The 19743-nt window shown below is 32.7% G+C and carries 19 protein-coding genes; 10 read left to right on the top strand and 9 right to left on the bottom strand.

The genetic code is table 11. The features are described from left to right. The first annotated feature begins 142 nt into the window (after positions 1–142). The 3 genes from gcvT (at position 143) to BUE22_RS02720 (ending at position 4489) form a co-directional block, all read left to right on the top strand. Positions 143–1225, top strand: a complete 1083-nt coding sequence (gcvT, locus tag BUE22_RS02735; RefSeq protein ID WP_073393620.1) for a glycine cleavage system aminomethyltransferase GcvT — start codon at positions 143–145, stop codon at positions 1223–1225. Positions 1226–1442: 217 nt separating this feature from the next. Then, positions 1443–3473: a S41 family peptidase gene (locus tag BUE22_RS02725; RefSeq protein ID WP_073393616.1), complete on the top strand. Its 2031-nt coding sequence runs from the start codon at positions 1443–1445 to the stop codon at positions 3471–3473. A gap of 302 nt (positions 3474–3775) precedes the next feature. Further along, entirely contained in the window at positions 3776–4489 is a 714-nt protein-coding gene (locus tag BUE22_RS02720; protein WP_007811539.1) for a YebC/PmpR family DNA-binding transcriptional regulator, read from the top strand. 80 nt (positions 4490–4569) lie between these two features. Here BUE22_RS02720 and BUE22_RS02715 read toward each other — a convergent pair whose 3' ends face one another. Further along, positions 4570–5325, bottom strand: a complete 756-nt coding sequence (locus BUE22_RS02715; RefSeq protein ID WP_073393614.1) for a hypothetical protein — start codon at positions 5323–5325, stop codon at positions 4570–4572. Between the two features lie 464 nt (positions 5326–5789). Between BUE22_RS02715 and BUE22_RS02710 the strand changes: the two genes are divergently transcribed. Beyond that, a complete protein-coding gene (locus BUE22_RS02710) occupies positions 5790–5984 on the top strand; it encodes a hypothetical protein (protein WP_073393612.1) in 195 nt (64 codons plus the stop codon). 77 nt (positions 5985–6061) lie between these two features. Here BUE22_RS02710 and BUE22_RS02705 read toward each other — a convergent pair whose 3' ends face one another. The 3 genes from BUE22_RS02705 to BUE22_RS02695 form a co-directional block, all read right to left on the bottom strand. Then, positions 6062–6970, bottom strand: coding sequence for a LamG domain-containing protein (locus tag BUE22_RS02705; RefSeq protein ID WP_073393610.1), 909 nt, complete (start codon positions 6968–6970; stop codon positions 6062–6064). Positions 6971–7324: 354 nt separating this feature from the next. Continuing rightward, positions 7325–8365 carry a cysteate synthase gene (locus tag BUE22_RS02700; protein WP_042564217.1) on the bottom strand — a complete coding sequence of 347 codons (1041 nt, stop codon included), beginning with the start codon at positions 8363–8365 and terminating at the stop codon, positions 7325–7327. 71 nt (positions 8366–8436) lie between these two features. After that, on the bottom strand, positions 8437–10572 hold the full coding sequence (locus tag BUE22_RS02695; RefSeq protein ID WP_073393608.1) for a S9 family peptidase: 2136 nt from the start codon (positions 10570–10572) through the stop codon (positions 8437–8439). A gap of 68 nt (positions 10573–10640) precedes the next feature. Between BUE22_RS02695 and BUE22_RS02690 the strand changes: the two genes are divergently transcribed. Then, complete coding sequence (locus BUE22_RS02690; protein WP_042564215.1) at positions 10641–10961, top strand: YbaB/EbfC family nucleoid-associated protein; 321 nt, start codon at positions 10641–10643, stop codon at positions 10959–10961. 132 nt (positions 10962–11093) lie between these two features. Here BUE22_RS02690 and BUE22_RS02685 read toward each other — a convergent pair whose 3' ends face one another. Next, positions 11094–12113: a threonine aldolase family protein gene (locus BUE22_RS02685; RefSeq protein ID WP_073393606.1), complete on the bottom strand. Its 1020-nt coding sequence runs from the start codon at positions 12111–12113 to the stop codon at positions 11094–11096. A 150-nt stretch (positions 12114–12263) separates the two neighbouring features. On the opposite strand from BUE22_RS02685, the gene prfB reads away from it, so the two are divergent. The 3 genes from prfB to lpxD all read left to right on the top strand — a co-directional run bounded on the left by prfB (position 12264) and on the right by lpxD (position 15581). Continuing rightward, positions 12264–13362, top strand: a protein-coding gene (gene prfB, locus BUE22_RS02680; RefSeq protein WP_124020539.1) for a peptide chain release factor 2 whose coding sequence is annotated in 2 segments (ribosomal slippage) — positions 12264–12326 and positions 12328–13362 — 1098 coding nt in all. Because the reading frame shifts where the segments join, the coding sequence is not laid out codon by codon here. A gap of 153 nt (positions 13363–13515) precedes the next feature. Beyond that, positions 13516–13962 carry a peptide-methionine (R)-S-oxide reductase MsrB gene (msrB, locus tag BUE22_RS02675; RefSeq protein ID WP_042564575.1) on the top strand — a complete coding sequence of 149 codons (447 nt, stop codon included), beginning with the start codon at positions 13516–13518 and terminating at the stop codon, positions 13960–13962. Between the two features lie 620 nt (positions 13963–14582). Further along, complete coding sequence (gene lpxD / locus BUE22_RS02670; protein WP_073393604.1) at positions 14583–15581, top strand: UDP-3-O-(3-hydroxymyristoyl)glucosamine N-acyltransferase; 999 nt, start codon at positions 14583–14585, stop codon at positions 15579–15581. Positions 15582–15656: 75 nt separating this feature from the next. Here the strand turns inward: lpxD and BUE22_RS02665 are convergent, their stop codons facing one another. The 4 genes from BUE22_RS02665 to BUE22_RS02650 form a co-directional block, all read right to left on the bottom strand. After that, entirely contained in the window at positions 15657–15863 is a 207-nt protein-coding gene (locus tag BUE22_RS02665; RefSeq protein WP_042564211.1) for a hypothetical protein, read from the bottom strand. 14 nt (positions 15864–15877) lie between these two features. Next, a complete protein-coding gene (locus tag BUE22_RS02660) occupies positions 15878–16198 on the bottom strand; it encodes a DUF3817 domain-containing protein (protein WP_073393602.1) in 321 nt (106 codons plus the stop codon). Between the two features lie 2 nt (positions 16199–16200). Next, positions 16201–16659: a hypothetical protein gene (locus BUE22_RS02655; protein ID WP_042564209.1), complete on the bottom strand. Its 459-nt coding sequence runs from the start codon at positions 16657–16659 to the stop codon at positions 16201–16203. Positions 16660–16727: 68 nt separating this feature from the next. Beyond that, a complete protein-coding gene (locus tag BUE22_RS02650) occupies positions 16728–17318 on the bottom strand; it encodes a TetR/AcrR family transcriptional regulator (RefSeq protein ID WP_042564208.1) in 591 nt (196 codons plus the stop codon). Positions 17319–17493: 175 nt separating this feature from the next. On the opposite strand from BUE22_RS02650, the gene BUE22_RS02645 reads away from it, so the two are divergent. Further along, complete coding sequence (locus BUE22_RS02645) at positions 17494–19122, top strand: acyl-CoA carboxylase subunit beta (protein ID WP_073393600.1); 1629 nt, start codon at positions 17494–17496, stop codon at positions 19120–19122. Between the two features lie 122 nt (positions 19123–19244). Further along, the gene (locus tag BUE22_RS02640) at positions 19245–19667 is read left to right on the top strand and encodes a DoxX family protein (protein WP_073393598.1); all 423 of its coding nucleotides are present in this window, start codon (positions 19245–19247) and stop codon (positions 19665–19667) included. The last annotated feature ends 76 nt before the right edge of the window (positions 19668–19743 follow it).

Below are 19743 nucleotides of genomic sequence, written 5' to 3'. Positions count from 1 at the left end.
ACATTAGAAACTTTGCTTTTTTTATGAGGACTTGTAACGGAAAGCTGGAATTGCTTCATATTATTGCGAAATTTATAATTTAGACTATCATTTTTAGATATTTTTTGAATAAATTTGCGACACAATTTTATAAATCAACACAATGAAAAATACTGCGCTTACGCACATACATGAAGGTTTGGGAGCTAAAATGCTGCCTTTTGCTGGTTATAATATGCCTATTACTTATGAGGGCGTGAATGCTGAACACGAGACTGTTCGTAATAGTGTGGGCGTTTTTGACGTTTCGCACATGGGGGAATTTTTGCTGACGGGACCAAATGCTTTGGCTTTGATTCAGAAAGTGACTTCGAATGATGCTTCGACTTTGACGATTGGTAGAGCGCAATATTCTTGTCTGCCAAATAATGACGGCGGAATTGTAGATGATTTGATTGTTTATAAAATGAAAGAGGAAGAGTATTTACTGGTTGTAAATGCTTCGAATATCGAAAAGGACTGGAACTGGATTTCGGCTCAAAATGATTTGGGTGTTGAAATGAAAAACCTTTCTGATGATTATTCTTTATTGGCAATTCAGGGTCCAAAAGCGGTTGAGGCTATGCAGGCTTTGTCTTCTATAGATTTAGCTGCGATTCCGTATTACCATTTTGAAGTGGCTGATTTTGCCGGAATCGAAAATGTAATTATCTCGGCTACAGGATATACAGGTTCTGGCGGTTTTGAAATTTACTGTAAAAACAGTGAGGCTGAACAGGTTTGGAATAAAGTTTTTGAAGCTGGAGCGGCTTTTGGAATTAAGCCAATTGGTTTGGCAGCTCGTGATACTTTACGTCTTGAAATGGGTTTTTGTTTGTACGGAAATGATATCAACGATACGACTTCTCCACTTGAAGCTGGTTTGGGTTGGATTACGAAATTCAATAAAGATTTTACGAATTCTGAAAGTTTGAAAAAACAAAAAGAGGAAGGTGTTTCTAAAAAATTAGTTGCTTTTGAAATGCAGGAACGTGCCGTACCAAGACACGATTACGAAATTGTAGATGCTGCAGGTGCTGTAATTGGTATTGTAACTTCTGGAACTATGTCGCCTTCTATGAATAAGGGAATTGGTTTAGGATATGTTACTGTAAACAATACTGCTGTTGACAGTGATATTTTTATCAGAATCAGAAAAAATGATGTTCCTGCAAAAGTGGTTAAATTGCCTTTTTACAAGAAATAATTTTTATATAAATTTTAAAAGCATCACTTAAATGATGCTTTTTTTTTCGCCACGAATTCACGAATTTCTTATTGTAAGAATTGGTGAATTCGTGGCGAATACTTTTATAATAATAGCAATAAAAAAATGATTTTCTTGTAAGATATTTTCGAAAAAATATAAAACGGTGTCAAAAAATAAGCGTAATTTTAATATAGCAAATTGATCTCCGCCTTTTATGAAAAGAATATTATTAGTATTAATGTTAGGTACAAACATTCTGTTTAGTCAGAGTGGTGATCCCACATGCGAAATATTAAACAAAATAAATGCCCTGATTCAAACCGAACATATACGCCCAAAACCGGTAAATGATAGTTTGTCTGTTTTTGTTTTTGACAATATTATTGATGAATTGGATCCGTCACGAAATATCTTCTTTAAAAGTGAATATGATGAGATGGCGCAAAAATATCGCTTGAAACTCGACGACATGATTCTTAGTAATGATTGTAGTTTTTTAGCAGATATTACAAATAAATATAAAACAGGCCTTTTGAGAACAAAAGCTGTTTTAGAAAAAATAGATTCAGGAACTATTGATTATAGTAAAAAAGATACGATTCGGTTTTATAAAAAATCATTCGATTTTTATCTCAAAAAAGAAAATCTGGAGAAAGTCTGGCTTAAAAAACTTCGCTATCAAATATTAGATGATATTGCAGAAACAGGTGATAACCTGGATTCTATTAAGGCTAATTTTGCTACAATTGAATTGGCATCCAGAAAATTGGTTTTATCTAATGAAATTTGCCGAATTACTACGCTTTTGGAAAATAATCTGAAGCAGGAAGAAAAATTATATAATTTCTTTTGCTTGTATTTTGATCCGCATACGGCTTATTTTAGCAATGACTCGAAATCGAGTTTTGTTGCTTCGCTCTCAAAAGAGCATTTATCATTGGGAATGACCGTAAACCTAAATGAGAAAAACGAAATTATAATAGATGAAATTGATCCGAATGGTCCGGCTTTTAAAACGGGACAAATAAAAAAGGGTGATCAAATTCTTTCGGTATCCAATCATAAGGAAACTTTGCAGGTTTCCTGTGCCTCATTAGAATCAATTTCTACGATGATTTTATCAGAATCGAACAAAAGTATTGTTCTGACCATAAAACGTAATTCAGGCAAAAGCTTTGATGTTTATATTGAAAAGCAGGTGATGAAAGACGAAGAAAATTCGGTTTTTAGTTTTATCGTGGGCAAAGAAAACAAAATTGGTTATATTAAAATTCCGAGTTTCTACGCTGATTTAGATGGAAATAGCCGAAAAGGCTGTGCCGATGATGTTGCCCGCGAAGTGATAAAACTGGAAAGAGACAATATTAAAGGTCTTGTTATTGATTTGATTGATAATGGAGGCGGATCTATGGAAGAAGCCATAAAACTGGCGGGAATGTTTGTTGATTATGGTCCTATTTCGATTGTTGTTGATAACAAACAAGAAAGATCAGTAATCAATGATCCGTATCGAGGCGTTATTTATAAAGGCCCGATGGTTGTTTTAATTAATAGCAATACGGCTTCTGCAAGCGAGTTTTTTTCTTCAATATTGCAAGACTACAATCGTGCCTTATTATTGGGCAGTAATACACTTGGGAAAGCAACCATGCAGACTATTCTTTCGCTTGACGAGGAAAAAAATACTGATTTCTTAAAAATCACCATTAATAAATTTTACAGGGTTACGGGTAAAAGCCATCAATATATTGGGGTTAAACCCGATGTTGTACTTCCGGAATTTTATGAAGGTATTTATCAAAAAGAAAGCGATTTTCCGACTGCCATAAAAAATGATAGCATAGAATCACTTTTAAAATATAAAACTTATGTAAAAAGAAGTGTTATTGATAAAATTGCTAAAAGCAGTACGCTCCGACTTGCGGATAATTATTACTTTAACAACATCAAAAAAATCAACTTAAAAATTGATGAAATGGTGAATGTTCCTAAAGCTGAAATCCCGATGACTTTGGATGCGGTTTTTAAACAGAAAAAAAACGTGAATTATATCTGGACAGAAATTAATACATTCAATGACGAAAATAATCCGCTGGATGTTTATAATTCGAGTGTAAACCAGTTTCTATTAGGCGCCTACCCGAACGAAAAAACAATTAATCAATATCAGATTGATAATCTTAGAACGAATCCTTATTTAAACGAAGCTGTAAATATTATTACGGATTTTAATGCGGCGAAGTAGATTTTAGATTTTAGATTTTAGATTTTAGATTTTAGATTTTAGATTTTAGATTTTAGATTTTAGATTTTAGATTTTAGATTTTAGATTTTAGATTTTACTACTTTTTCAAAATCTTCGATTTTGAAAAAGTAAACTTTGCGATCTTATCAAAACTTCGATAAAAAGCTTTGCAAACTTTACGTAAATCTTAGCGAACTCTGTGGTTAAATATTCACACAAAACATAATTTAAAAAAGAATTGAATTGATTTTGGAAAAATAAGGAATAACCGTATTTTTGCATCTCAAAATAAAAAACTAGTAATGGGAAGAGCGTTCGAATTTAGAAAAGGAAGAAAAATGAAACGTTGGTCAGCAATGGCTAAAACATTTACCCGAATTGGTAAAGATATCGTTATGGCCGTTAAAGAAGGTGGTCCTAACCCAGATGCCAATTCTAGATTAAGAGCTGTTATACAAAATGCAAAAGCCGCTAACATGCCTAAGGACAATGTGGAGCGCGCGATAAAAAATGCAAGTAATAAAGATACTGCCAACTATAAAGAAATTCTGTTTGAAGGATATGCTCCGCACGGAATTGCTATTTTAATTGAAACGGCATCTGACAACAATAATAGAACTGTAGCCAATATTCGCAGCTACTTTAACAAATGCAACGGAACAATGGGAACTCAGGGTTCTGTTGAGTTTATGTTTGACCATACTTGTAACTTCAGAATTGCAAAAGGAAACCTTGATCCTGAAGAATTAGAATTAGAATTAATTGATTTTGGTGCCGAAGAGGTTTTTGAAGATGAAGACGGAATTTTAATCTACGCTCCTTTTGGAAGCTTTGGTGCTTTGCAAAAAGAATTAGAGAACAGAGGTCTTGAAATTTTATCTTCTGGTTTTGAGCGTATTCCACAAATCACCAAAGAACTTACTGAAGCTCAAATCGCTGACGTTGAAAAACTAATTGAAAAAATTGAAGAAGATGATGACGTTATGAACGTTTATCATACTATGAAAGAGGAATAGTATTTTCTTTTTATAAATATCAAAAGCCCTGAATTTTTCAGGGCTTTTGATATTTATTTTATTTCTTATTTTTTTAAAAATCAGATTTCTTTACTTGCTTTTTTATCAATATAATTAATTCCCAATCCTCCCATTATCATAACTTTAGTCAACTCTTCTGTTTCAATAATTATGTCTTGCTTTAAAACATTCCCTTTAACTGATTTTATATCAAAAGGTATTGTTTTAGATAAATAATAATCACCGCTTACAATACTAAGATAAAGATTATCACTATTTTTTAAAACTTTTAAAGGAATAGCAAATTCACCCGTTTTTGCATTTACTTTAAACGGAGTTGGCGAATCATTTATAGTCAGCATTAAGTTTGGATATGTTTTATTATTTAAAGGTTTATTTGTTTTTGAATCTAATATTTTTCCTTTTACAATAATTGAAACTTCCTCTTCAACTGGCTGCTTAAAGGCAATTTTACCTACAATGTGATTATTTAATTTCGGAGAAGTAATTTCGGTTTGAATTGGCTCTTTTTCTTGCGCTGAAACATTCGAGGCTAATAAAACAGATGCGGCAATTGCGGCATATTTAAAATTGTTGATTTTTGATGTTTCATTATATGCAAATTCTTCTTGTAACTGTGTTGATTTTATTCGTGCACAAATGTTTTTACCTTTGTTTTCTGCAATAAATTTGGCTACTTCAGAGTTTGATTTACTACTTAAATCAATTACGTTTTTAGCGCACGAATTACAAAACGAACCTTTTGAATTCGGAATCATTTTATCAAAATTTTCAGAACAAGGACTTGCTATTTCTAAGGTGAATTTCTTTTTCATAGTATATATTTTTAAGTTAAAATCATTTCAAAATGCTTTCTACTTATATAGAGAATGTTTTTCCCGAAAAGGTTGGGAAGAAATAAAAATATTTTTTGATTTTTATAATTTATGGTTAATTTAAATACCTGTAAGATTAATAATTCAAATAAACTATTATATTTGCGGCAATTAGAAGAATAAATAATTTAAAAATAATATCATGCAAACATCAAAATACACAAAATTCGCCGTAATTATTCTGGTGATATTATTTGTTGTTATAAGCGTTATAAGCTAAAAAGCAAATAATACTAATAATTGAAAAGCCTTCTAAAGTTAAACTTTAGAAGGCTTTTTTACATCATTTTAAATTCATAATCTTTGACTGTCTATATACACTCTAAATAGATTCAAGGTTTCAAGAAAAAAAACATAATCTCTTATATTTGTAAATCCAAAAACAAAAAAATAAAAAACATTTTATGAAGACATCAAAATACACAAAATTCGCCGTAGTTATTATGGTTATTTTGTTTGTAGTCCTTAGCGTTATTAGCTGTGTTGCACATGTGCATAACGATGGTGGACCGAAAAAAATGCCACCGGGACAAGCGAAAAAAATGTCGGGAAGTCAAAGCGCCAAAGCTTACGCACCAGGACAACAGAAAAAGCATTAAAAAAAGAAGCCTTTCGATTTATTTCAAAAGGCTTCTTTCTTATAGAAAAATAAGTATTAATGAATAATCTTTTTTGATTATTTTTTCGGATTATTGGTTACTTTCAATAAGTAAGTTCCTTCGGGTAAATCACCAATATTTGTAGCATTTGCCCCTGCTACTTTTGTTCCTTGTGAAAAAACCTCAACAATTTTAGATGCATTTTTTGTATCTGTTGCTGATGCAGTTGCCGGAGCTGTCATTTTTATAGGAGCTGCAGTTTTCTCTACTACTACAGGAGCACTTTTTTGAGTTGAAGTACTTTGTTGAGATGCTACAACAGCATTCGTTGGTTTTGAGCTATTATAAGACTCCATAACCTGCTCGTTTGTCATGGCAACGGTATATACTTTTACATCGTCTATATCGGCATTAATTCCAACTGTTGTATTCAGTTCTCCGAGTCTTAAAATATATCCTTTTGTTAATCGTGAAATTCCATCAACTGATTTTAGTAATTCGCCATTACGATATATTTTTGAGGTATTTCCGTCATAAGTGATGGCATAGTGATACCAAACATCTTTAGCAAGCGGAACTGAAACAATAACATCATTTGTGGCTCCCCAGCCTGCAAGACTTAACTCAGAATTGCCTGCGGATACAGCTTGTTGGAGTAAACCAAAATATTGCGCATTGGCCGGGCTGCCATAACCCAGAATATAATTTGGTGTAGTAATAGTATTAAATTTCACCCATACAGATATTGATCTTGGTTTATTTCCCTGCGGAAGATCACCTACTACAACTTCAAAACCTTTATTAGTTAATCTCAGAGCACTTTTAACAGCACCCGTTCTGTCATTTACAAAAATAGGGGTTCCCAAAAAAGAAATTGTATTATCGGTACTTTTTAAATTTCCATCAAACTTGAACTCCTGAATGGGATTTTGGGCATTAGTATTTAAAAAACTTACAAACATTAATGTTAGTAATAATTTCTTCATATTTTATAGATGTTTGGGGATTTAAAACTTTATATTTTAACAATACTAAACTATATTATAATGTCTGTGACTAAAAATATAGTCGACAACAAACCTAAATAACCGTCAAATAACCAAAATTGATTATTTAAAACTCTTAATTAAATTATTTTATACTATTATAAATTTTGTTAAAACTATAAATTTAATTCAACATAAACAAACACTTACCGCGTATAAATACGTTATTCTCATTCAATCAAAATATTTTAACATTTAAAAATAGTAAGATTAGAGATTTGTAAAACGATTCTTAAAAAAAACTCCATTCGTTTACACGAATGGAGTCATATATTTTAAAAAGTAATCTTTAATTTACTTTACAAATTCAATTTTTTGAACTTCCTCTTCATTGATACTGTCAAAGAATCCTTGTTCGTTCATCCAGTCATCACTAAATACTTTACTCATATAGCGAGAACCATGGTCCGGGAAGATTGCAATAATATTACTGTCTTTTGTAAACTCTCCTTCTTCTGCATATTGTTTAATCGCCTGCATTACTGCTCCTGAAGTATATCCAACAAATAAACCTTCTTTACGAGTGATTTCTCTTGCAGAGTGAGCACTTTCTTCATCGGTCACTTTCATGAATTTATCGATGATATCAAAATCTGTAGCAGATGGAATCAGGTTTTTTCCTAAACCTTCAATACGATACGGGTAAATTTCTTTGTTATCGAATTCTTTTGTTTCGTGGTATTTTTTCAATACTGAACCAAAAGCATCTACACCTAAAATTCTAATGTTGGGATTTTGCTCTTTTAAGAATTTTGCAGTTCCTGAGATTGTTCCTCCGGTTCCGCTACAAGCAACAAGGTGTGTAATTTGTCCTTTTGTCTGTTCCCAGATTTCAGGACCTGTAGAGTTGTAGTGGGCATCAATATTCAATTGGTTAAAATACTGATTAATGTAAACTGAACCTTTTGTTTCTTCGTGCAAACGTTTTGCAACGTTGTAATATGATCTTTCATCATCTGCAGAAACGTGTGCGGGACAAACATACACTTTAGCTCCTAAACTTCTCAGCATGTCAATTTTATCTTTCGATGATTTTGAACTTACTGCCAGAATACAGTTATAACCTTTTATAATGCTTACCATGGCTAAACTAAAACCTGTATTTCCAGATGTTGTCTCGATAATGGTATCTCCTGGAGAAAGTATTCCTCTTTTCTCGGCTTCTTCAATAATATATAACGCTATTCTATCTTTTGAGGAATGACCCGGATTAAAAGCTTCTACCTTTGCGTAGAAATTTCCTTCTAACTCTTCGGTGATTTTATTTAGCTTAATAAGTGGGGTGTTACCTATTAACTCTAAAACATTATTATAAGCATTTATTTCTTCTTTCATAAAAAAATAGTTAATCGAAGGCAATTTTAAATATACCTTGATAGGTTGCAAATTTAACAAAAAATTTCTAATTAGCTTTTAATTTTCTCTAAATCTAATAAAAAACTAAATTCTTTTGCTAAGTCTTTTAAAGCTTCAAATCGGCCTGAAGCACCGCCATGTCCAGCATCCATGTTGGTATCTAAGAACAAAAGATTATTATCTGTTTTTAAATTTCTCAACTTGGCGACCCATTTTGCTGGTTCCCAGTACTGTACTTGCGAATCATGCAGTCCTGTAGAAACATACATATTAGGGTATTGTTGTGATTTTACGTTATCGTATGGTGAGTACGACAACATATAATCGTAATATTTTTTATTGTTTGGGTTTCCCCATTCGTCGTATTCTCCCGTTGTTAACGGAATACTGTCGTCGAGCATTGTTGTAATAACATCTACAAAGGGAACCTGAGCGATAACACCATTATACAATTCTGGGGCTTCATTTATGATAACTCCCATCAAAAGTCCTCCGGCAGATCCTCCTTCTGCATACAAATGATCAGCAGAAGTGTATTTCTCATCTATTACAAATTTAGAGCAATCAATGAAATCTGTAAAGGTATTTTTCTTTTTTAACAGTTTTCCATCTTCATACCATTGTCTTCCCAAATCTTCACCACCTCTAATATGAGCGATGGCATAAACAAATCCGCGGTCTAACAGAGAAAGTCGTGTAGAAGAAAAATAGGTGTCCATAGTTATCCCATAAGAACCATAGGCATAAAGCAATAAAGGGTTTTTGCTGTTTTTCTGTAATCCTTTTCGGTAAATTATCGAAATTGGAACTTTAACTCCATCTCTCGCAGTTGCCCAAACGCGCTCTTCGATGTAATTTTCTTTATCAAATTTTCCACCTAAAACCTGTTGCTCTTTTAAGATTTCTTTGGTTTTGGTTTTCATATTAAAATCAATTACAGACGATGGCGTTGCAAGCGATTGATAACTGTAACGTAAAACATCTGTATCAAAATCAATATTGGTTGTTGTATAAGCATTATAGGTTTCGCTTCCAAAAGGCAAATAGTAATCCGCCTCGCCATTCCATGGCATAATTCGAATATGATTTAAACCGTTTGAGCGCTCCTCTACTACTAAATAGTTTTTGAAAATTTCGATATCTTCCAATAAAACATCTTCGCGATGCGGAATAAGATCTTTCCAGAATTTCTTTTCTGTTCTGTTTTCAGGCGTTTTCATCAACTTAAAGTTGGTTGCCTTATCTTTATTCGTTAAAATATAAAAGGAATCTTCATAATGAGAAATACTATATTCTAAACCACGAACACGAGTTTGAAAAACTTGAAATTCCCCATCAGGATTATCTGAATTTAAAATTCTATATTCTGTTGTTAAAGTACTTCCAGAACCAATAACAATATATTTTCTTGATTTTTCTTTACTTATCGAAACATTAAAAGTATCATCGGTTTCATTAAAAACCAAAACATCTTTTTCCGAACCTGTATTTAATTTATGTCTGAAAACTTTATCAGATCGCAAAGTAACTTCATCTTGTCTGACATAAAAAATAGTATTGTTATCATTTGCCCAAACAGATCCTCCGGTTGCATTTTCGATTTTATCTGAAAGAATTTCTCCGGTTTCTAAGTTTTTTATCTGAATCGTATAAATTCTTCTACCTACAATATCAACTCCAAAAGTGGCAAATTTGTTATCCGGACTAATACTTAATCCTCCTAATTTAAAATAAGCGTGATCTTTTGCCAATTCATTGCAATTGAACATAATTTCTTCATCTGCTGAAAGGCTTCCTTTTTTTCTTGAAAAAATTGGATAATCCTGACCAGTTTCAAAACGAGTAATGTAGTAATAACCGTTATAGAAATAAGGAACAGAGGAATCATCTTCTTTAATTCTGCCTTTCATTTCTTCGTATAAAGATTCCTGAAGACCTTTTGTATGCGAAGTCATACTTTCGTAGTATGCATTTTCCTGATTTAAATAATCAATAACTTCTGGATTTTCTCTGTCGTTCAGCCAAAAATAATTATCAATTCTGGTTTCTTTGTGTTTTTTTAGTGATTTTGGAATTACTTTGGCCTGTGGAGCCGATATATCGTTTTGCATTGGTTGAGCATTAATTTTTATATAAGTCGAGGCAAAAATACTATAAACACAATAGAACAGAATTAATTTTTTCATAAAATATTGTATTGATATAATACAGCAATATAGTAATTTTGTCTGAAATAATTTAAAAATCAACAAAAATGGATTTAATGGGAATGATGGGAAAACTTAAAGAAACCCAACAAAAAATTGAAGATACCAAAAAACGTCTGGATACTGTTTTAATTGATGAGCAAAGTGCTGACGGATTATTGAAAGTAACATTAACGGCTAATAGAAAGATACAATCAATCTCTATTGATGATTCTTTACTTGAAGATAAAGAACAATTGGAAGATTATTTAATTGTAACCTTAAACAAAGCTATCGAAAAAGCAACAAGCGTAAACGAAAGAGAACTTGATGCCGTGGCAAAAATGGACATGCCAATGATTCCTGGAATGGATAATTTGTTTAAATAAAGGTACAAAGGTTCAAAGTGGCAAAGTTTCAAAGGTTTTTGATTTTGTAAACTTTTAAACAAAAAAAGATGCACAAAACTGTGCATCTTTTTTTTATGTCCCTCTGAACCTTTGCAACTTTGAACCTTCTTCCTAAAACTTTTGAAGCGTTTCAATCACATAAGTATGCATTACTTCTCTGTAATCTAAATGCGTTACGATACGAAGTTTATTATGTCCCATTGAACTGATGGAAATATTTTTCTGTTTTAGTTTTTCTATTAAAAGCTGATCGTTATAACCTTCGGCCAATGAAAAAATCAAAATATTGGTTTCAACAGGTTCAATTGCCGCAACCCATGGTTTTGTACTTAAAACTGCTGCAATTTCTTTAGCTCTTCTGTGGTCTTCGGCTAATCTTTCGATATTATGTGCCAAAGCATACAATCCGGCTGCTGCCAAATAACCAACCTGACGCATTCCTCCGCCTAATATCTTCCTGATTCTCAACGCTCTGTGAATATCAGCTTTACTCCCTAACAATACAGAACCTATAGGAGCGCCCAATCCTTTTGATAAGCAAACAGAAATTGTATCGAAAATTGCTCCAAATTCTTTCGGATTTTGTCTTTTGGCAACTAATGCATTCCAAATTCTGGCACCATCTAAGTGAAATTTCAGATTATTGTCGTCGCAAACCTTTTTTATTTCTCTTAAATCTTCTAATTCATAACAAGCGCCACCACCTTTGTTGGTTGTATTTTCTACACAAACCAAACTCGTTAACGGACTGTGATAAAACTCAGGATCATTGATTGCCGCTGCAACCTGCGCTGCATTGATCATTCCCCTATTTCCATCTATTAAACAGCATGAAACACCGCTGTTAAAAGAAGCCCCTCCTCCTTCATAATGATAAACATGTGCATATTTATCTGCAATTAATTGTTCGCCGGGTTGTGTGTGTAATTTAATTGCGGTTTGATTGGCCATAGTTCCGGATGGAAAAAAAAGTCCTGCTTCCATACCAAAAAACTCAGCTACCCTTGTCTCTAATTCGATAACTGTAGGATCTTGTTTGTATACATCGTCACCAACCTGAGCGTTAAACATATACTGCAACATTTCATAGGTAGGTTTGGTAATGGTATCGCTAATTAAATTTATTTCCATATTCTAAAAACTATATCTTATTTTTGTACAACAAAATTACGTATTACTTATAGTTATTCTTGGCAAGTTTTAGTAAATTTTAACTTGGGAATATCCTAGAACCAAATTAACGTAATATTTATAAAAAACATATAAAACTAATATTAATTTATGACAACTACCGAACAAATAAAAGGTATTGTGGAGCGCCTTGGTGCGTTGAGGAGGTATCTTTGACGTCGATGCCAAGCTAATCGAAATTGCCAACGAAGAGGAAAAAACCTTCGCACCCAACTTTTGGAACAACGCAAAAGAAGCCGAAGTCATTGTAAAAAACCTTCGAAACAAGAAAAAATGGATCGAAGATTATAACAGAGCAATCGAACTTACTGATGAATTGCAATTGGCGTATGATTTTTATAAAGAAGGAGAACTTTCTGCAGAAGAATTAGACGAGCATTACAAAACAACGCAGGATCATATTGAAAACATCGAGTTCAAAAACATGCTTTCTGATGAAGGAGACAGTTTAAGCGCTGTTGTTCAAATTACTGCAGGAGCCGGAGGAACCGAAAGTTGTGACTGGGCCGGAATGCTAATGCGTATGTACATGATGTGGGGAGAAAGTTATGGCTATAAAATAAAAGAACTGAACTTTCAGGAAGGTGAAGTTGCCGGTATTAAAACGGTTACTTTAGAATTTGAAGGTGATTATTCTTTTGGTTACTTAAAAGGAGAAAATGGTGTACACAGATTGGTGCGAATTTCACCTTTTGATAGTAATGCCAAACGTCACACGTCGTTTGTATCTGTTTATGTTTATCCGCTTGTTGATGATAGTATCGAAATTGACATTAATCCTGCCGATATCGAAATTACAACGTCTCGCTCAAGTGGTGCTGGAGGACAAAACGTAAATAAGGTTGAAACCAAAGTACAATTGGTACATAAACCAACCGGAATCCAGATTCAATGTTCTGAAACGCGTTCTCAGCAAGATAACAGACAACGTGCCATGCAAATGTTGCGTTCTCAGTTGTACGAAATTGAACTAAAGAAACAACAAGCGCAACGTGCCGATATCGAAGCCGGAAAGATGAAAATCGAATGGGGTTCGCAAATACGTAATTACGTAATGCAGCCTTATAAATTGGTAAAAGATGTTCGTACAGGTTATGAAACCAGCGATGTTGACGGCGTGATGAACGGAAATATTGATCCGTTTCTGAAAGCTTTCTTAATGATGATGGGACAAAAAGAAGAAGAATAAATTTTAAAACATTTAAAATTTTTCTTTAAACCATTAAGATATTAAGTTTCATTAAGCTAAAACTTAATTTTTCTTATTATCTTAATGGTTTAAAATAATAAAGAACCAAGACTTATTTTTCTTAATGTCTTAATGGTTAAAAAAAATACGACTATGATAAAATGGGCAGATATAATTCGTTTTTCGAATAACGGAAATCCAACTCCTGAAAAAAGAGTGGAAAAAACCGAAGAAGAATGGAAACAAGTTTTAACTCCTGAAGAATATCAGGTAACACGTTTAAAAGGAACAGAAAGATCTTTTAGTTCTGAGCTTTGCAGTTTGTTTGATCCGGGAATTTACGAATGTAAATGTTGTGGCACTGTGCTTTTTGATGCTTCTGAAAAATTTGAATCAGGAACCGGATGGCCTTCTTTTACACAACCAATTCAGGAAAATGCAATTGCATATCACGCCGACAAATCATACGGAATGATTCGTGTTGAAGTAGTTTGTAATACCTGCGATGCGCATTTGGGTCACGTTTTTCCTGATGGTCCCGAACCAAGCGGTTTACGTTATTGCATAAATGCGATTTCTCTTTCTAAAATAAAAGAGTAAATAACCTTTACTTCATTTTTAAAGCGATTCATTTTTAATTAAATGAGTCGCTTTTTAGTTTCTTATTTTCACTCTAAAGAACTAAATATGAAGCGTTATATATTAAAAACAAAAAAGCAAAATAGAAGAATTGTCCTGCAAATTTCATAGCTTTTAAAAATAAATCTCTATAATTAAGATTATTCATTTTTTTAACTAAAACTTCAACTACCGTTTTTGTCGATAAATTTCAAAAAACATTAAAAATGAATTTTCGCAATTGAAAAAAAATAAAAAATTCACACAACTGAATACTCGTTTATTTTATAAAAAACTGCAAGAGTGTGTATTCTCTTATTGGTTTATATCAAATTGAAAAACAACCAAATAGAAAACATTTCAGCACTAATTATGACAGATAATTTTATTTAAAAAAGATGTTTTGAGCATTAATTTAAATTTAAACAAAGTTCAATAAATTAAAAACATATCAATATTTTAATAGCTTTTATGTTAATTTTGTAATATTTAAACTATTATTTAAAAAAGAATTTAAAAAACTTCAAAATAAGATTAGGTAATTCGAATCTAATTGATTTTATTTGGCAAAAAATAACCCCACAATCTATTAAATTCATTCGATGAAATCCTATTCAATTCAAGAAATTAATGAAGTAATTAATGGTGTAATTTATGGCACAACTTCACAATGCGTTACAGCAACAGAGCAGTTAGAAAAAGCTACAACTTCAGAAATTTCATTTATAGGAAATAAAAAATATGAAAAATACTGGGAAGGTTCAAAAGCCTCAATTGCAGTTGTAAACGAAGACATTTCGATAGAGCCGGGAGACAATCGTGCTTTTATTAAGGTAAAAAATGCTGATTTGGCTATGTCTCAAATCTTAGCCCTTTTTGCTCCGCCTACTCCAATATTCCATACTAATATTCACAAAACTGCAACAGTTGATGAAACAGCTATTATTGGTGAAGGAGCAAGAATTGGTGCGGGTTGTTATATTGGCCCAAAAGTAGAAATTGGTGCTAATGCGACCATCTATCCAAACGTAACAATTCTTGATGAATGTACTATTGGTAAAAATACAATTATCTGGTCCGGAACTGTAGTTCGTGAGCGTTGTCATATTGGCAGCGATTGCATTATCCATCCAAATGCGACAATTGGTGCAGATGGTTTTGGTTTCCGTCCTTGCAGTGAAAAAGGCTTGGTAAAAATTCCACAAATTGGAAACGTAATTATCGGAAACGGAGTTGAAATTGGTGCAAATACTTGTGTCGATCGTGGCAAATTTAGTTCAACTGTTCTTGGTGATGGTTGTAAAATTGATAACTTAGTTCAAATTGGACATAACAGTAAATTAGGTAAATTTTGTATCATGGCCGGAAATAGTGGTTTGGCCGGGTCAGTAACTTTAGGAAACGGAGTTATAATCGGCGGAAGTGCATCTATAAAAGACCATACTACAATTGGTGACGGCGCTATTGTTGGTGCTGGTTCTGGTGTTACCGGAGATGTTCCTGCCGGAAAAACCATGTTAGGATATCCTGCAGTAGAAGCTCGTGATGCTTTGAAACAATGGGCTATTTTAAAAAGAATGGTTTGTGATTCTAAAAAATAATCCAAAAACAATTATATAAAAAAACAGAAGGTGACTTCTGTTTTTTTTGCTCTATACAGTAAGTGAAAGATTTATTTACAAGGCTTCACATTCAAAACCTAAAATTTTCATCAAAAAAATAATCTCTTTCATAATATCATTCTCCGATTCAAATCGTAAAATTCGATCACAATCCTCAAGATCAAAATTCCATTTTGAATTCGGAAATAGGGTATTCAATTTTGGAGCAATTCTTTTTACTTTCGAAGAAGAATTGACATTTGTTTTAAATACTAAAACCATAATTTAAATTGATTTTACTGTTGAGACATTATTTCAATTTTACTTAGAATTTTAGCATCAATATAAAAAGTTCCAAACGGAATTATACAAGCTAAAAGGACTTTCCATGTTGTATCTTTAAATTTCCAGTTCTGCTCTACTCCTACGCTTATTGTATTAAAAATAAAAAGCAAAAATAAAGCGCCATGAATTGTCCCCATAATTCTGGTTAGAAATGGTTCTGCAAAAACATACTTTAAAGGAACAGCAATAAATAATAATATCAATAAGGATGTTCCTTCTAAAAATCCAATAATGCGTAATCTTCCAATGTTTGTCTGAAGTAAATGTTTCATAATTATCTAAAATAAGGTCGGTTTGAAAATGGAGAAAATGGCCAGGGAATGGCAATAAAAATGATCAATAAGGCAACTGAAAACCACAATAACATAGTTTTAAACTTATCATTGTCTGCTTTTTTTCTTTTGGCTAAAGCCGAACCAATTGTAATTAAAACAATTCCGGTTAACATCAGGAAAATATGAAGTATTCCAAAAAATGCAGTTTCAGAATTTTGAATTCCTTCTGAAAAATTCTTCCAAAAATATTTCACGATCGGACTTTGTACATAAATTAAAATCCCAAAAATTAATTGAATATGCGCAATTGTTGCCGTCCAGTGTCGAACAGCATTATCAGTTTTGGTAAATAATAATTGCGAAGTGTAACCTTTATAAGCCCTGAAAATAGAATACAATAAGCTTATTAATACGAGCCATCTAAGAAAAGAATGGCAAATTAAAAGAGTTTGATACATTGTTTTTTGATTTAGACAATGCAAATATATTCAAAAACATACTAATTAGTATGTTTTTGAAATTGATTTTATTTCAAACTATTCAAATAATTCCTAAACTCTTTTAAATAAACTATATAGCAGGAATTATTATCTTGTAATTTACCAAAATTTCGTATTCCCCAATAACCGGACATTATAAAATAAGCAACTTGTTCGCCATTTACATCTTTCCTTATTAATCCTGATTTTTGAGCATTTGCAACAGCTTTTTCAATAGTAATTTTCCATTGATCGACCAATTCAGTCAAAGCTTTACTAAACTGGTTATTCCACGGTGTCATTTCCTGCGTTAAATTCCCAACCGGGCAGCCATATTTTACCTGCAAAAAAGGATCATCGAGAAGTAAATACGAAATCATGTTATAAAAATCTTCAATTGGATTTGCTGAATTTTCTACTGGTTTTATAAAACTTTCCAGCATTGTAGGTCTTAAAATTTCCTCAATAATAGCAACACCCATTTCGTCCTTTGTTTTAAAATGGTAATAAAAAGCACCTTTTGTAACCTGAGTTGTCGCAATAATATCATCGATACTCGTGGTTTGATAACCTTTTGAATAAATCAGTTCAAATGCTTTTTGAAGAATTGTAAGTCGGGTGTTTGCAGCTTTAGACATAAAAAATACCAATTAGTATGAAACAGCAAATTAAGTTAAAAAAAGTGAATTTAGTTTAAAAATTCAAATAGCAATAAATCTGATTTTATTCTGCGTAAAGAATATAATTTATTATGTGGGTTTCAATTGATTTTGTAAATTAGCCAACACTATTTTGTAAAAACCTCAATTTCTTATGGATTTAAACTTCAATAAAAACGAAGATCACAATAAACTATTACTTTCTGAATTAAAGCAAAGATTCACCAAAATAAAATTGGGCGGAGGAGAAAAACGTATTGAAAAACTACATGCCGAAGGCAAAATGACAGCGCGTGAACGTATCGCCTATTTGCTTGATGAAAATTCAAAAAGTATTGAAATTGGAGGATTTGTTGGAGACGGAATGTATGCTGAACATGGCGGCTGCCCTTCAGGCGGAGTTGTGATTAAAATAGGATATATTCGTGGAAAACAATGCATTGTAGTGGCCAATGATGCTACTGTAAAAGCGGGAGCCTGGTTTCCTATTACAGGAAAAAAGAATCTTCGTGCGCAGGAAATTGCCATGGAAAACAGATTGCCAATTATATATTTAGTGGATAGTGCCGGGGTTTATTTACCGCTTCAGGATGAAATTTTTCCTGATAAAGAACACTTTGGCAGAATCTTTAGAAACAATGCCCAAATGAGCAGCATGGGAATTACGCAAATTGCTGCCGTAATGGGAAGCTGCGTTGCCGGAGGAGCTTATTTGCCTATTATGAGCGACGAAGCTTTAATTGTAGATAAAACCGGAAGTATTTTCCTTGCTGGAAGTTATCTCGTAAAAGCGGCCATTGGAGAAACTATTGATAATGAAACGCTTGGCGGAGCAACAACACATTGCGAAATCTCCGGCGTGACAGATTACAAAGCAAAAGACGATAAAGACGCTCTTGATAAAATAAAAAATATTGTAGATAAAATTGGTGATTTTGATAAAGCCGGTTACAGCCGAATCAAAGCTGAAAAACCAGCTCTTGAACCAAAAGATATTTACGGAATTCTGCCAAAAGCACGAAACGAGCAATATGATATGATGGAAATTATTAATCGTTTGGTTGATAATTCTGAGTTTGAAGCTTACAAAGACGGTTATGGCCAAACTATTATAACAGGTTATGCCAGAATCGACGGCTGGGCTGTTGGAATTGTTGCAAATCAAAGAAAAGTTGTAAAAACCAAGAAAGGAGAAATGCAGTTTGGTGGCGTAATTTATTCTGACAGTGCCGATAAAGCGACACGTTTTATTGCCAATTGTAATCAAAAGAAAATTCCGTTGGTATTTTTACAAGATGTTACCGGTTTTATGGTGGGTTCAAAATCTGAGCATGGCGGAATCATTAAAGATGGCGCCAAAATGGTAAATGCAGTTAGTAATTCAGTAGTTCCAAAATTTACTGTAATCGTAGGTAATTCATACGGAGCAGGAAATTATGCCATGTGCGGAAAAGCTTATGATCCGAGATTAATTTTTGCCTGGCCAAGTGCAGAACTTGCCGTTATGGGCGGAACTCAGGCTGCAAAAGTATTAGCACAAATTGAAGCTTCTTCGCTTAAAGCAAAAGGAGAAATCGTAGACGAAACCAAAGAAGCTGAATTATTCAATAAAATAAAAGCACGCTACGATGAGCAAACTTCACCTTACTATGCTGCTTCAAGATTATGGACAGATGCTATTATTGATCCTCTAGATACACGTACCTGGATTTCTATGGGAATCGAAGCTGCCAACCATGCTCCTATTCAAAAACCATTTAATTTAGGCGTTATTCAGGTATAACTTTTTAGTTTTTTTTCAAATGCGTAAAAAAATAATACATAATTTATTTTTAAGTCTCTAAAAAATAACTATCTCATTAAAAATTAGTAACTTAGTGTGTAATTTTTAATCAGCGTAGTATCATGGAAAATGTAAAAAGTTTAAATAAATGGGCCAATTCGCACACTTATTTACCAGTAGATTTAGTACGTATTGTATTGGGTGTTTTTTTATTTATGAAAGGAGTTTCATTTGTAACGAATGTCCAGTATTTACATGATTTGATTTCTCCTATTGATCGTTTTGGCGGCGGAATGTTTCTTTTGCATTACATCGCACCAGCTCACATGATCGGCGGGATTATGATTGTTTTTGGATTGCTAACCCGTTGGGCAATAGCTGCTCAGTTACCAATTTTATTTGGAGCTGTCCTTGTTAATTTTATGGGACACATGCATTCTCAAAGCTTAATTTTGGCAATAGCTGTATTATTACTTTGTATTTTCTTTTTGATTTATGGAGGCGGAAAACATTCAGCCGATTATTATTTCAAAATGCAGCAATAACACGATTTATCCTCGACTTTTTACATTTGTTGGGGATAGATATGTCTTCTTTTAACATTAATTAGCATTTTAAAGT

The sequence above is a fragment of the Flavobacterium pectinovorum genome, from assembly GCF_900142715.1.
Taxonomy (GTDB): Bacteria; Bacteroidota; Bacteroidia; order Flavobacteriales; family Flavobacteriaceae; genus Flavobacterium; species Flavobacterium pectinovorum.
The sequence above is the reverse complement of the archived record's forward strand: the minus strand, read 5'-3'. Positions and strand labels throughout refer to the sequence as shown.